This is a genomic window from Halorubrum zhoui (assembly GCF_051194155.1).
GTDB lineage: Archaea > Halobacteriota > Halobacteria > Halobacteriales > Haloferacaceae > Halorubrum.
On the sequence record NZ_JBLZNJ010000007.1, the window covers coordinates 108,321 to 122,252 of the forward strand.

Here is a 13,932-nt window from a genome sequence, read left to right on the forward strand (position 1 = left end):
CGGCCTACTCGTGTTTCGCGAGGAACTCGTCGTGTGAGCGCTCCCACTCGTAGTCGTCGTCCCAGTAGCGCTCGGCCAGCGGCTCTTGTGGCATCTCGCCGATCTGCCGCTTCTCCTGACCGTACGAGGGGCGGTCCTCGTCGACGTAGTAGCGGCCGGTGAGCACCGTGCCGTCGTACAGCGCCTCCTCGGTCTCACGCATCATCGCGGCGGCCTCGACGCGGTCGGTCACGTCGAAGTCGTAGTCGTCGGAGTCTTGGACGTCGACGTACGGCACGTACTGACGGGCGTCCTTGTTCCAGGTCGGACACTGCGTCAGGAAGTCGACGTGAGCGAACCCGTCGTGTTCGATCGCTTCGATCAGGATCTCTTTCGCCTGATTTGGATTCACCGCGGCCGTGCGGGCGACGTACGACGCGCCGGCGTTAAGCGCCATCGAGAGCGGCTTGAGCGGCTCCTTCGCGCTACCGTGTGGCTGCGTCTTCGATTTGTGGCCCTTCGGGCTGGTCGGGGAGGTCTGCCCCTTCGTGAGCCCGAATATCTCGTTGTTGAACACGATGTACGTCATATCGTGGTTCTCCCGGGCCGTGTGGATGAAGTGGTTCCCACCGATGCCGTACCCGTCACCGTCGCCGCCGGCGGCGATCACTTCGACGCCGGGGTTCGCGAGCTTCGCGGCCCGCGCCACGGGCAGCGATCGCCCGTGGATCGTGTGGAACCCGTACGTGTCGAGGTAGCTGTTCAGCTTACCCGAACAGCCGATGCCGGTGCACAAGAGCGTCTCTTCGGGCGTCCGTCCGACCTCGGGAAGCGCCTGTTTCAGCGCCTTCAGGACGCTGAAGTCGCCACAGCCGGGACACCAGGTCGCCTGCGGTTCGACGCTCGGGGTGTACTCGTCGCGGTCGATCTCGCGGTCGTCGCCGATCGCTGAAAACGTACTCATGATTAATCACCTGCCGCGGGGACGAAGGTCGTCTGGTGGTCGGGCGCGTCGCCGTCGCCTTCGATGATGGCCGCCTCGAAGCCGTCGACGATCTCGCTCGGCTCGAAGGGGTTACCGTTGTACTTCAGCAGGCTCGAGAGCTTCTCGCCGTAGCGGCCGAGGTTCTTCTGTATGAGCCCACGGAACTGTCCGGAGGCGGTCATCTCGACGACCAACGCCTCGTCGACGCTCTCGACGAACCGCGACACCTCCTCGGTCGGGAACGGGTGCATGTCAGAGACGCCGAACGACTTCACCGAGACACCGGCGTCGTTCAGTCGGTCGACCGCCTCCTCGACGGTCCCCTGCTGGCTTCCGAAGGTGAGGATACCGTACTCGGCGTCGGCCGGACCGGCGTACGAGCTCGTGTCCTCGGTGTCGAGGTCGGCGCGGATCGCCTCGAGCTTCTCGAGGCGACGGTCGATCTGCGCGACGCGGTTGTCTGCCGACTCGCTGATGTGTCCGGTGGGGTCGTGTTCGTTCCCCGTCGCGAGGAACCGCCCACCCTTCTGGCCGGGGATCGACCGCGGCGTCACGCCGTCGTCGACGTCGTGTTGGAAGCGGTGGAACTTCCCGTCGGCCGAGTGGGGTTGTTCGGCGAGTTGGTCCTCCGAGAGCGTCTTGCCGAGCGTCGGGTTCGGCTCGCGGTCGAAGTGGCTCTTCGGGACGTTCGTCAGCTCGCCGCCGAGCTTCTGGTCGTACAACAGGATCGTCGGGATCTGGTACTCGTAGGCGAGCCGGAAGGCGAGTCGCGACTGCTCGTACGCCTCGGCGACGGTGCCGGGCGCGAGCACGACGCGCTGTGAGTCGCCCTGTGAGGTGTACAGGACGTGCTCGAGGTCGGACTGCTCAGGCTTCGTCGGCATCCCGGTCGAGGGGCCGGCGCGCATGGCTTCGATGAGGACGACGGGCGTCTCCGTCATCTCTGCCAGCCCGAGCGGCTCGGACATCAGTGCGAAGCCGCCGCCGGAGGAACCCGACATCGCCTTCGCACCCGCGTGTGCGGCACCGACGGCGAGTGCGGCCGCAGCGATCTCGTCTTCGACCTGCTCTGAGATTCCGCCGAGGTCGGGGAGGACCTGGCTCATGATGGTGAACACCTCGGTCCACGGCGTCATGGGATAGCCGGCGATGAACCGGCATCCCTCGTCGATGGCGCCGTAGGCGATGGCGTCGGAGCCAGAAAGAAGCACCTGCGTCTCGTCGTGCTCGCCGGTCGGCACGGAGACGTCGTGGGCGTCGACGTCGTACTCCTCGCGGACCTGCTCGTAGGCGGTCTCGAGGATCTCGAGGTTCGGATCGAGGATCTTCTCCGGCATCGCGTCGCGCATCAGGTCTTCGACGTGTGCGAGCTCCATGCCGATGAGCGCGCAGGTCGCGCCGACGCCGGCGGTGTTGCGCATCACCTCTCGACCCATATCGCGGGCGAGCCCACGGAGGTCGAGGGGGTAGACGTGCCAGCCGTTCTCTTCGACGCGCTCGTCAAAGTTCGGAATCTCGTCGGTGTCTAACAGCCCTTCGTCGTAGACGATGACGCCGCCCTCGCGGAGTTCATCGAGGTTCTCCGAGAGCGGTTTGATCTCTTCGTTCCCGTATATGGCTCCCTCCTGCGGGTTGCGGGCGAAGGAGTCGCCGAGCGCGAGCAGGAAGTTGTAGCCGTCGCCACGTGACCGTACGGGATCCGCCGCCGCGCGGATCTCCGTGTACGTGTGGCCACCGCGGATCCGGGACGGATAGTGCCGGTGTGTGAACACGTTCAGCCCCGACCGCATCAGGGCCTTCGCGAAGTTCTGGCTGGTCGAGGCGATTCCGTCGCCGGAGCCGCCCGAAATCCGCCAGATGAGTTCGTCGTCAGTCATAGTGTGGATCCTGGCCCGGTAAGGCCCAGTGGGTCGAACTTGTTCCGGTCACCTCTTATGGCTTGCTATGGATTCACATGAAACGATCGTGAATGACTCGCTTCGCAGACGACACGAGTCGACGGTGGAGACGGCTCGAGTCGAAGACAGAGTGGCCCGACTCGAGGTCGCGAGCGACTTGAGCGCCACGCGTGGCAGCGAAGTTCGCGACCGCGGTAGTTCGAGCCGTTTTAGCCGCTCGGCCGCCGAGAGTTAGCATGCTCACCTTCGTCGGACTCGGCCTCTACGACGAGCGCTCGCTCACCATCGAGGCGCGGGACGCGCTGCAGGCGGCGGACCGCGTCTTCGCCGAGTGGTACACGAGCCGGCTCGTCGGCGCAGATATCTCGACGCTCGAGCGAGCACACGGACTCGACGTCGAGGTCCGCGACCGGGCCGGGGTCGAACGCGACCCGGAGCCGATCCTCGCGGCCGCCGAGACGGGCGACGTCGCCTTCGTCACCGCCGGCGACACGATGATCTCGACGACGCACGCGGACCTCCGGCTGCGCGCGATCGACCGGGGGATCGACACGCGGGTCGTCCACGGCGTCACCGTACAGTCGGCCGCCTCGAGCCTGACGGGCCTGCAGAACTACCGGTTCGGGAAGGCCGTGACGCTCCCGTTTCCGTACGCACACGGCGGCGGAGACGTGCCGGGCAGCGTGATCGAGACGGTCGAGGCCAACCGTGACCGTGGCCTCCACACCCTCGTCTACCTCGACATCAAGGTCGGGACCGGTCCCCGCGGTCCCGACCCAGACCACGAGGCGTACATGCGTGCGAGTCACGCCGCCGAACTCCTCGCCGAGCCCTTCGGAGACCGGCTCGGCGTCGTCGTTGCCCGCGCCGGCGCACCGGATCCGGTCGTCGCCGCCGACCGGCTCTCTGCGCTCGCAGCGCGTGACTTCGGCGACCCGCTGCACACGCTCGTGCTGCCGGGTGACCTCCACCACGTAGAGGCTGACGCGCTCGTCGGGCTCGCAGACGCGCCACCTGCGCTCGTCGCGGACGCGGAGTGAAAGGTAGTGGTCAGGACAGTAGACACGGCGAGAGTGTACGAGGCGGGTCGACCGACAAACCATCACGATTAATTATCATGGGGGTCGTTAGCAGGGAGCATGAAGAGCGTACCCGCCGGCGACGCCCGCGTCGCCGACCTGATGAACACCGACCTCGTGACGATCGCTCCCGACGCGACGGCCGCGGCAGCGGCCGAGCGGATGCTCGAGACGAGCGTCGGCTCGATACTAGCTGTCGACGACGCCGGCCGGCTCGAGGGACTGCTCACGAGTCACGACTTCGTCACACTCGTTCGCGAGAACGACCCGGACGACGAGACTCCCGTAGAGGCCTGTCTGACGAGGGACGTCGTGACGGTCTCACCGACGGACCCGATCACAGCACTCGGGGAGGCACACCTCGAGTATACGCATATTCCCGTGGTCGACGACGACGACGTCGTCGTCGGGATGGTGTCGACGACGGACCTCACCGAACAGTTCGTCGTGCGACGGTGACCACGGCGTGAGCGGGCGTCACGGGTCGTGGGCCCGTTGCTCGTAGGTCTCTCCGGCCGCGATCAGGAACCCCGTGATGGCGGTGACGAGTGCGATGCTGCCGATGGCCACCACGGCCACCGAGAAGAGCTCGTTGGGGAGCACCCGCGCGGAGGTCAGAAGCGACACCGCGGTGACGAAGCCGATGAGCGCGAGCAGGCGACCGAGTCGGGCGACGTCGAGGCCGCGCTCACTCGACATAGCGTTTGAGTTCGGCGAGCACGCCGTCGTACTCGTCCTCGCGGGCCGTGTTCCCGAGCGAGTGAATCGACTGACACACCCACGCGCCGGCGGTGAAGTTCAACAGCGCGACGAACGAGACGAGGCCGAGCTGTGACTCGATGGTCAGCCCGATGGCAAACCCAGAGAGCAGCGTCACGGCCATCATCGCGTGGGTGAGAAGCGATCGCGTCCCGAAGTCGGCGAGGCCAGCGGCGGCGGTCGACATAGTGCGTACGTAGGCTCGCACCGGTAAAGGTGATTCGGCGGCGCGGGCGTGCGGCCGGCGCGTGCTGTCCGTTGCAGGAACCAGAAAACACAACACCCACTGATCCGACATCAATGGTATGGACGTAGACGACCGGACCCGCGTCCGGGACGTGATGTCGACGCCGCTCGAGACGATCGACGGGGACGAGCCCATTCGCGCGGCCGCAGCGCGGATGACCGACGCGGGTATCAGCGCGCTCGTCGTCGCCGCCGCCGGCGGCTGTATCGTCACCCAGAGTGACCTCATCGCGGCGGTCGCCGAGGGACGAGACACAACGGAGACGCCCGTCAGCGAGGTGATGACGGAGAACGTCGAAACCGTCACGCCGGACCTCCTGATGGAAGAGGTCGCGGCGATGATGACGATGTACGACGTCAAACACCTCCCGGTCGTTGACGACGACTACGTCGGGATGATCTCTTCGACCGACGTGGCCGAACACGTCTCGTGACGTCCGCTCACGGCTGCCGTCGTGGGGTCTCTCGTCGGTTCCCTGTAGTCTGGGCCACTCGACACACGACGGACCACCGCGCGTGGTGACGAGCGCTCCGCGAACACGATGCGGTGCAGTGCGGTGTGGTGCGGTGTGATGCAGGCAATGCGGTGTGGTGCAGTGCGGTGTGGTGCGGTGTGATGCAGTACAATGCGGTGTGGTGCAGTGCGGTGTGGTGCGGTGGCGCGCGCCTCGCGAGGTCGCCGCAGGCGGCCTCGTGAGCGCGTGCGAGGGATGAGCGAGAGAGCGAAGCGACCGAGCGAATCGGTTGGGGAGGGTGTGGCTAAAGTGGTGTCCGGCTGTCGCGGGGTCGTGTCCGTCACGTACCCCTCGGCATATGCGAGCGAATCGGTTGGGGAGGGTGTGGCTAAAGTGGTGTCCGGCTGTCGCGGGGTCGTGTCCGTCACGTACCCCTCGGCATATGCGAGCGAATCGGTTGGGGAGAGTGTGGCTGAAAGGAGTGCTCGGCAGCCACGGAGTCGTCTCGAGCACACGACACCTGTGTCACACTCTTTCGAGCCGATTCGATACGTTGTTGACATCCTCCCCGCGCTGAAGCGCGAGGCTTTCTCCTCGATTCTCCGTACTGATTATATGACCGAGACGACCGCGCGACACCCGGGCACCACTTCGCCACGCCCTCCCCAGCCGATTCGCTCGGTGGTCGTCGTTATATGACCGAGACGACCGTGCGACACCCGGGCACCACTTCGCCACGCCCTCCCCAGCCGACTCGCTCGGTGGTCACGAGTCGTCGCCTCCGGCTCCTCCTCGTGCCACCTCGCTCATCCCTCGCACGCGCTCGCGAGCACGCCTCTGGCGGCTCGCGAGGCGCGCGCCAGTAGGATCGTACGCGTGCTATCGACGCACGGCGTTCGTCAGCGCACCACGCTAGCGGTTCGTCGGCTCCCGTGGGAGGTCAAGCGCCTCCGTCAGGTCGTGCTCCTCACCGGTGAGCACGTAGAGCACGTCCTCGAGGATCACGACGAGCTCCGGCAGCTGCCGTGCGACGAGGTACGTGATCCCGATCAGCGCGACGAGCGCGAGCAGCTGGCTCAAGATTCGGTCGGAGACGAGAAACGAGACCCGGTACGGGTTCGTCGCGCCGAACATCGCCAACACGAGCTCCGGCTGCCAGTGCATGTACTGGTTGCCGGCGACGACCGTGATGAACGTGGTCCGCAGGATGTTCAGCCCGTAGATGAGCGGTATCGACACGGCGAGCGCGCGCAGCTTCCGGTCGAACGGACCGTCCACCGCGGCCACGAGCCCGCCGAAGATCGCCATGCTCCCGAGTCCGGTACACGCGAGCACGACGTTGATCCGCATCAGGTGGCCGTCGGAAAGCGTCCACGCGAAGGCCGCGTCGTACCCCTCGTAACTCGCTACGCGCTCTGGTGCGTACCCCAATAGATCGATGAGCGCGCCGGTGTGGCCCGCGACGATCTCGATGAGCACTCGACGAGGCTCCGGCACCGCCACGCCGGCGAGGCTGAGCGCTGGGATCGTCTCGAACGGGAGGTAGATGAAGAACATGATCGACACCGCCCGGGTGAGCGTGAACAGCGAGGCTCGACCGTCGTACAACAGGTACCCCACGTACACGCAGGCGGGGACCGCGACGAGCGCGAGAATCGACTCGACGTAGCTCTGGTGTTCGAAGACGAAGTACGGCACCGTCGAGAGCCAGAACACTCCGAACAGCCCCCACGTGCCGGCCGCGAGCGACCGCCCGAGCCCAGAACCGCGGGCGTCGAGGACCCACGCGGCCGCAAAGAGGATCGCCACGACCCACGCGAACGTGAACGTGTCAGGGAGGGCGCTGAGTGCCGCGGACGCGGCGGGTATCGTCATCGCCTCTTCGTCGGCCGGCATCGGATAAAATCCTTGTCGTTAGGCGTGATCGACCGCAGAGCCGACACAGCGCGTCGTAGCCGCCCGGGGCCGGTCGCCTCAGCGCTCGTCGCTGTCGAGCACGCGGATCTGGTCGCCGCGGACGGTGACCGGGATCGGGACCGTCGCCTCGTACAGCTCGACGGTCACCTGGTCTTTGCCCTCGTCGATGCGCTGCACCCGCGCCTTCTCGCCTTTGAACGGGCCAGCGATGAGCTCGACGATGTCGCCCTCCGCGATACCCTCGACGTCTGGCGTCGGCGAAAGGAAGTGTTCGACCTCGGAGAAGGGGCTTTCAGCGGGTCCGTCGGGCCCTTCGATGACGCCGCGGGCGTGTGGGATCTCGTCGAGTATCCGGGCGAAGACGGAGCCGTCGGCGGCTTCGACCATCACGTAGCTGGTGAGCTGGTCGGGAGCGATCACCGCCTGGATCTCCGGCATCTCCTTTTCGGCGAGCATGTCGGCGACGGTCCGCTCCTGGCGAGCGGTGGTCTTGACCGAGTAGATCGGCATTACGCGCCGACCCCCGGCAGGAGGCTCATCGTGGCGAACATCAGAAAGCCCAAGAACCCGATGAGCAGGATCCCGGCGCCGGCGATCTTCGCCACCTGGAGGAACTCGTCGGTGCTCGGCGTGCTCGCCAGCTTTAACACGCGAACGTAGCTGGTGAGGTCGTACGGGACGTCCATGTTGGTCGGTGGTTCGTCGTGAGACGGTTTTTACCTTTTGATGCGACGCGTCCGGCTACGAGCCGCTCGCGTTCGTCCGATTTCCGCGGGCTCGTTCGTCGTCGGGGCCGACGATCGTCGCCTCCTGGCCGGGTTCGACCGGGATCCGCTCAATCACCTCGCCGTCGGCGTCGGTGACAAGCACGTAGTACACCGCGTCGGCGGACTCGCCCGTGCCCGCGTCCTCCGTCGGCGTCAGGTCGTCTTCGGTCACCGTCCCACCGACGAACGACCGGACCGCCGCGTCCTCGCGTATCTCCACGGTCCGGTCGGTGTCGGCGTTCACGAAGACGCTGCGGGTCACGTCGGTGGCGTCCGTCGGTGTGACCTTGAGGTGCCACCAGAGGTCGCCGTCGACGGTGACCGGCACGGGTTCTGTGACGACGAAGTTCTCTCCCCAGTTCGTCCGCGAGTCGGCCGAGCGAGCGATCCCCATGGCGCGTTCGGGACCGGTGAGCGTGCTCTCGCCGGTGCTGAAGAACCGGTACTCCCCGGTCTCGGCGTCGGCGAACCACACCTCGTCGAGCCCGCGAGTGTCTTCGCCGTACGGCTCGAGAGCGGTCACGTACGAGAGGCGCTCGCCCTCGAGGTCGATCACGAACGGCTGGTCGTTGTCGGCACCGGCCGGGAGGCCGGCAACCTCGACTTCGCCCTCGTGTGCGCCCACCACGGGCAGCTGGTTGACGATCCCGTTACGGTACCCGAGCGACGCCATCTCGGCGCGGGTGAGCGTGAGCGGATACAGCCGCTGTCCGTCGAGTATCGCGCTCTCTTGAGCGGCCGCAGGCGTAAGGTGTTCGACCGTGCCGTCCGGATGGACGAGGGCGCCGCCGTCCCACGTCGGTGTCGTGTGCGGGATCGGAAGCAGATGCCACTGATGTGTCGTCTTCGGGTAGTACATGTACGGGCGTCCGTTGTGAATGAACTCGACCGCGTCGTCGTCGTACCGCGCAAAGTAGTCTGTCGACTTCAACAGCCAGTCGGCTGACCGCCACAGGATCATCCCCTCACCGCGGACGAACGGCTCCTCGGCCGTTCGTATCTGCCGGTCGTCCATCCGAGTCATATCGGTGACGAGCACGCCCTGTTGGCGCTCGATCAACGCGTTGCGGAATCCGTCCGGCTGGATCGGGTACGACCACGCGAGCGACCCGTTCTCGGTGCGCGCGATGTCACTCGTCCCCAATCGATACTGGCGATACGAGACGGACCCGCGCGTCGTCACGTCGGCCACCCGGCGAGGAACGACCCGCGGGTTGTCGGGATTCGCCTGCGGGAACGTCTCGACCGGTGTCGCCTCGCTCGTCGTCGTCTCGGCCAGCGTCCGTTGTTCGAGCGCGCCCGCCGGCACACCCACGAGGACCGCGAGGAGCCCGAGGACGCCGAGGACGCCGGCGAAGATCCGAATCTTTCGGCCGGCCGTCCCCTCGAGTTCGAACAACAGCGCGACCGGTGAGTCCGCTGCCCGAAGCGCGTCGAGGTGGCTGCGAGACGATGCAGACTCCCCACCGACCGCGCTCGGGGGAAGCAGCCAGAGGGCGAGCGCAGCGAGGGCTCCGCCCCCGCCGACGATCGCTCCCGACGGCGAGTAGGCGATTCCGTACACGACCCCGTGCCAGAGCGGTCTGGTGAGATACCCGACGCCAACCAGTGGTGCGAGCATCGCCACCCGTGTCAGCAGGTGGACCGCGAGCGACCGACCGCCACCGGATCGGCTACCGTCTGGTCGGCCACCGTCCGGTCGGCTACCGTCTGGTCGGTCCGCAGCAGGCGTGCTGTCAGTCATCGAGCGGTCGAGGCGGCAGTCGTGCTCGTTCGGTACCGGTCAAGCGACCCGTGTGGCCGGAGCCGTCGCTCGGGTGCGGTACGATCCGATGATAGCTGTACGATAGTCGGTGGTGTCGTCGAGAGGTGCATCGTGGAGGGTGATCGTGGGTGAGTCGGTGTGCGTCTGCGGTCGCGTATGCGTCTGCTGTCGTGCGTCTGCGTTGCGTTTCGGTCTGCGGTCGCGTGCGGTCGCATTCTCGCTGCGTCGCGTTTCGGGCTGCGGCCCCGTCACGAACTCGGGGTGCCGAGCGGGGCGACGGTGTCGGACAGTGGGATAGTGCCGGGAGGAGCCGAGGCCTCGGATGGAGACCAAACCACCGCAGCCGACACTGCCGGCAACTCACTCGACGAAGTCGATGTCCTCGTCTTCGGTGTCGGCCGGGTCAGCCACGTCGTTGGTGCCGTAGATCTGTGGCGACTGCACGCCCGTGACGACGATCATCGTGCGCATCGTCCCCTCTAGCCCATCGTCAACGGAGGTGCCCCAGATGATCCGGGCGTCGGGGTCGATCCGCTCGTAGATCTCTTCGACGACGCCCTCTGCTTCCTCTATCGACATGTCGGCGCCGCCGGTGACGTTCACGAGCGCCGAGTTCGCGCCGGAGATGTCGACGTCGAGCAACGGCGAGCGCAGCGCCGACTTGACCGAGTCCTGCGCCTTCGACTCGGAGTCGGACTCGCCGAGGCCGATCATCGCGACGCCGCCCTTCTCCATCACCGTGCGGACATCGGCGAAGTCGAGGTTGACGAGCCCTGGCTTCGTGATCAGCTCCGTGATCCCCTTTACCGAACGCATCAACACCTCGTCGGACACCTTGAACGCCTGCCGGACGGGGAGTTTCCCGACCGCGTCGAGCAGGCGGTCGTTGGGGACGACGATCACGGTGTCGCTCACGTCACGGAGGCGCTCTAAGCCGGCTTCGGCGTTCGTCCGTCGCACCTCGCCCTCCGCCGTGAACGGCGTCGTGACGATGGCGATGGTGAGCGCGCCCGAGTCGCGGGCGGCCTTCGCGACGACCGGGGCCGACCCGGTTCCCGTCCCGCCACCGAGGCCGGCAGTGACGAACACCATGTCGGAGCCGTCGATCGAGTCTTGGATTTCCTCTTGTGACTCGATGGCGGCCTCCTCACCGACCTGCGGGAGCGAGCCGGCACCGCGGCCCTGAGTCTTCTGCTGGCCCATCAGGATCTTGGTGTCGGCCTCGACGTTGACGAGGTGTTGCACGTCGGTGTTGGCCGCGACGAGCTTCGCGCCGCGGATCCCCTCCTCCGTCATCCGGTTCACCGTGTTGCCGCCGGCACCGCCGCAGCCGACGACGGTGATGTTGGTCTGGAGGTCTTTGAGAACGTCCTGTAGCTCCTCGTCGGTCATCGTTCCACTCTGTGGTGACGTGCCGGCGTGGCCGTCGGCGTCGCCGCCCCCGCCCGCGGCGTCCGCCGAGGCGTCCTCGGCCTCGTCGATGGCGTCCTCAACGATGGAGTCCATGATACCGTGGCTTGCGACCCCGAGGTATATATTATTGACCGATCGTCGGACCCACGTCGGACTCGAGCAGGCGCGTCGGCTGGCTCGCTGCCCGATTCGAGACGATCTGCGGCCGCGTCGAACGGCCACCCCGGCCGGCGGGCCGGGGTCAGACCGGAAATCGGTCTTCTCGGTCCGTCGAGACGTCGGTCGGCGTGACCGTCTCGCCGTCGACGTCGACCGGTTCGCCGGACGCGAGTCGGCCGAACGCCGGACCCTCCGGCACGCCCTGGTCGGCCGCGAGCGCCGGGTCGAACGCAGTCTCACGCGCGATCACCGCCTCGTCGTCCACGCGAACCGTGTCGTATCCGTGTTCGAGGACGGCCGCCAGCGCCTCGACGAGACCGGCGTACCCGGGCGTAGCCTCGTCTGCGCCGAACGCGACCGACCCGGCTGCGCGCGTGCCGGCCTGCTCGGTGTCGAACGCGACCGCGTGCGACTCCACGGCCGCGCGGGTCGCCTCGGCGTCGATTCCCTGCGCTCGCGACAGCAACGCGGCCGGGAACGACCGGACGGCCACCGCGGAGGCGCAGTCGGCCGGGTCGGGGTCACTGTCGACGGGGACGACCGACCCGAACCGGAGCCCCTCGTCGACGGGTCCCACGGCCGCTTCGAGCGTCTCGACGAGCGCCAGGGGGCGATCCCCGACCGTCCGGACCCACGTCTCGCTCACGATCCGATGTCCAAGGTCTTCGATCACCGCCGCGAGCGCGGGCCGGTCGCCGTCGATCACGGCGTGGTCGGCGCGGCTCCGCTCGAAGGCCGCCTCGATCACGTCGGGGTTCGCGGCCGGGTCGCCGAGTTCACCCAGCGCCCAGTCGGCGCCGACGTGACCGACGGCCCACGGCGTCTCGCGGACGATACGGGTGAATCGCGGGGCGTAGTGGCCTCCGCCGAAGCCGACGAGGTGGCGGCGCTGCCCGTCCGATCCCCGCACGTCCGGGCCGGTGCCGCGGAGGTCTAACACCGCGCGGGCGACCGCCTCGGCCCCGGCCGGGTCCCGCCACTGCGGCTCGTCGGAGCCGAGTTCGGCGAACAACGAGGGGACCGCGGTGTCGGTCGGGCCGTGGTGGGTGCACTCGATGCCGACGTCGTAGCCGTCGGGAGCGTGCGCCGCCATCGCATCGACGACCCGGGAGACCGCGCCGGGCGCCGCGAGGGCGAGCGTTTCGGGCGCGCCGCCGTACGGCGACGGGCCGAAGTTGCCGGTGACGTGTGCGGTCAAGAGCGGGCCGGAGTCGCCGGCGTGTCGCGAGACGAAGACGAGGAGGTCGACGTCGTCGGAGGCGGCATCACCGTCCGCACCCCCGAAGGCGGCCGCCGGGTTCGACAGCTCGACGTGGAGCGTCTCGAACTCCCGAAGCTCGAAGCCGTCGGTTCGGTAGTAGGTGCCGCCGCCCGCGGCGTCCGATCGGGTCGTGTCCTCGTGGGCCGTCCAGTCGCCGACCGCGAGCAGCCGGTCGCCGACGTGCTCGGAGGCGCTGTCGGCCCGGCTGACGACGATCGCTATCACGGACGCGACTGCGTGATCGACGCACGAATAGCCGTCGGTTCGCCGCCGAGCCGGCACGTGGACGGCCGGCTCACGGCACCAGTAGGTAGACGAACGCGCCGTACGCGCCGAGGAGGACGCCGCCGTCGAGCCGGGTTATGCGACCGCCGCGAACCATCATCCCAGCCGCGACGAGCGTGAACGCGAGAAGCGCCGGAAACTCGAACGCCCGGACGCCAGGACCGACGTCGATCGGCGAGAGGACCGCGAGGATGCCGACGACCGCGAGGACGTTGTAGATGTTCGACCCGAGGACGTTGCCGACGCTGAACGTTCCCTCGTCGCGGGCGGCGGCGACGACGCTGGCGGCGAACTCCGGCAGCGAGGTGCCGACGGCGAGCACCGTGAGCCCGACGAAGAGGTCGGAGAACCCGGCCGCTGCGAGCAACGACCGGCCGCCGGCGATCAACCAGTTCGATCCGGCGACGAGCGCGACGAGCCCACCGACGACGGCAGCGACCTCGCGGACCGTGGCGTTCGGCATGCCGTCGCGCTCGCTCGCCGTGATCGCCGACTGCGTCCGTCTGACTCGGCGCAACACGACGAGGGTGAACCCGACGAGCGTTGCCAAGAGGACGCCGCCCTCCACCGACCCGATCTGTCCGTTCCAGCCGAAGCCGACGAGCAGGGCCGCCGCGAGGAGCATGAACGGCACGTCGCGTCGAAGCGCCGCCTCGGAGACGTCGAGCGGGCGGATCAGGGCGGCCGCGCCGAGCACGAGCCCGATGTTGGCCACGTTCGACCCGAGAATCGCGCCGAGCCCGATGTCGGTCGAGACGGTGAGCCCGCCCAAGACCGCGACGAACAGCTCCGGGGCGGTCGTCGCGAATGCGACGACGGTGACGCCGACGGTCGCCGCCTTCAGGCCGACCGCCAGCGCGAGGTCCCGTGCGCCCGCGACGAGCAGTTCGGCACCGACGTACAACAGCGCGACGCCGGCGAGCAGCAGCGCGAGTTCGGTCACGGGCGACCCGAGTGGCATATC

The 13,932-nt window shown here is 67.7% G+C and carries 14 protein-coding genes; 3 read left to right on the forward strand and 11 right to left on the reverse strand.

Annotated elements, in window-relative coordinates; translation table 11 throughout:
* Window positions 1–4: 4 nt before the first annotated feature.
* Together ACNTAO_RS11140 and ACNTAO_RS11145 are read right to left on the reverse strand one after the other, a co-directional pair.
* Window positions 5–943: a thiamine pyrophosphate-dependent enzyme gene (locus ACNTAO_RS11140; RefSeq protein WP_435162080.1), complete on the reverse strand. Its 939-nt coding sequence runs from the start codon at window positions 941–943 to the stop codon at window positions 5–7.
* 2 nt (window positions 944–945) lie between these two features.
* Entirely contained in the window at window positions 946–2,841 is a 1,896-nt protein-coding gene (locus tag ACNTAO_RS11145) for a 2-oxoacid:acceptor oxidoreductase subunit alpha (RefSeq protein ID WP_435162081.1), read from the reverse strand.
* Between the two features lie 257 nt (window positions 2,842–3,098).
* Between ACNTAO_RS11145 and dph5 the strand changes: the two genes are divergently transcribed.
* Both dph5 and ACNTAO_RS11155 read left to right on the forward strand, forming a co-directional pair.
* The gene (dph5, locus tag ACNTAO_RS11150) at window positions 3,099–3,902 is read left to right on the forward strand and encodes a diphthine synthase (protein WP_435162082.1); all 804 of its coding nucleotides are present in this window, start codon (window positions 3,099–3,101) and stop codon (window positions 3,900–3,902) included.
* A 99-nt stretch (window positions 3,903–4,001) separates the two neighbouring features.
* Window positions 4,002–4,400, forward strand: a complete 399-nt coding sequence (locus ACNTAO_RS11155) for a CBS domain-containing protein (protein ID WP_435162083.1) — start codon at window positions 4,002–4,004, stop codon at window positions 4,398–4,400.
* 18 nt (window positions 4,401–4,418) lie between these two features.
* On the opposite strand, the gene ACNTAO_RS11160 is transcribed toward ACNTAO_RS11155, so the two are convergent.
* Both ACNTAO_RS11160 and ACNTAO_RS11165 read right to left on the reverse strand, forming a co-directional pair.
* A complete protein-coding gene (locus ACNTAO_RS11160; protein ID WP_435162084.1) occupies window positions 4,419–4,640 on the reverse strand; it encodes a hypothetical protein in 222 nt (73 codons plus the stop codon).
* Window positions 4,630–4,887, reverse strand: a complete 258-nt coding sequence (locus ACNTAO_RS11165) for a hypothetical protein (protein WP_435162085.1) — start codon at window positions 4,885–4,887, stop codon at window positions 4,630–4,632. The genes ACNTAO_RS11160 and ACNTAO_RS11165 overlap by 11 nt, the downstream gene beginning before the upstream one ends.
* 118 nt (window positions 4,888–5,005) lie before the next feature.
* Between ACNTAO_RS11165 and ACNTAO_RS11170 the strand changes: the two genes are divergently transcribed.
* The gene (locus ACNTAO_RS11170) at window positions 5,006–5,380 is read left to right on the forward strand and encodes a CBS domain-containing protein (RefSeq protein ID WP_435162086.1); all 375 of its coding nucleotides are present in this window, start codon (window positions 5,006–5,008) and stop codon (window positions 5,378–5,380) included.
* A 933-nt stretch (window positions 5,381–6,313) separates the two neighbouring features.
* Here ACNTAO_RS11170 and artA read toward each other — a convergent pair.
* The 7 genes from artA to ACNTAO_RS11205 form a co-directional block, all read right to left on the reverse strand.
* Window positions 6,314–7,276: an archaeosortase A gene (gene artA, locus ACNTAO_RS11175; protein WP_435162087.1), complete on the reverse strand. Its 963-nt coding sequence runs from the start codon at window positions 7,274–7,276 to the stop codon at window positions 6,314–6,316.
* Between the two features lie 99 nt (window positions 7,277–7,375).
* Window positions 7,376–7,828 carry a transcription elongation factor Spt5 gene (locus ACNTAO_RS11180; RefSeq protein WP_435162088.1) on the reverse strand — a complete coding sequence of 151 codons (453 nt, stop codon included), beginning with the start codon at window positions 7,826–7,828 and terminating at the stop codon, window positions 7,376–7,378.
* Window positions 7,828–8,004 carry a protein translocase SEC61 complex subunit gamma gene (locus tag ACNTAO_RS11185; protein ID WP_435162089.1) on the reverse strand — a complete coding sequence of 59 codons (177 nt, stop codon included), beginning with the start codon at window positions 8,002–8,004 and terminating at the stop codon, window positions 7,828–7,830. The genes ACNTAO_RS11180 and ACNTAO_RS11185 overlap by 1 nt, the downstream gene beginning before the upstream one ends.
* Window positions 8,005–8,059: 55 nt before the next feature.
* The gene (locus tag ACNTAO_RS11190; RefSeq protein ID WP_435162090.1) at window positions 8,060–9,829 is read right to left on the reverse strand and encodes a hypothetical protein; all 1,770 of its coding nucleotides are present in this window, start codon (window positions 9,827–9,829) and stop codon (window positions 8,060–8,062) included.
* Window positions 9,830–10,210: 381 nt separating this feature from the next.
* A complete protein-coding gene (ftsZ, locus tag ACNTAO_RS11195) occupies window positions 10,211–11,356 on the reverse strand; it encodes a cell division protein FtsZ (RefSeq protein ID WP_435162091.1) in 1,146 nt (381 codons plus the stop codon).
* Between the two features lie 148 nt (window positions 11,357–11,504).
* Entirely contained in the window at window positions 11,505–12,908 is a 1,404-nt protein-coding gene (locus ACNTAO_RS11200) for a D-aminoacyl-tRNA deacylase (RefSeq protein ID WP_435162092.1), read from the reverse strand.
* 70 nt (window positions 12,909–12,978) lie between these two features.
* Window positions 12,979–13,929 (reverse strand): calcium/sodium antiporter, encoded by a 951-nt coding sequence (locus ACNTAO_RS11205; RefSeq protein WP_435162093.1) that lies wholly within the window; start codon window positions 13,927–13,929, stop codon window positions 12,979–12,981.
* Between the last annotated feature and the right edge of the window lie 3 nt (window positions 13,930–13,932).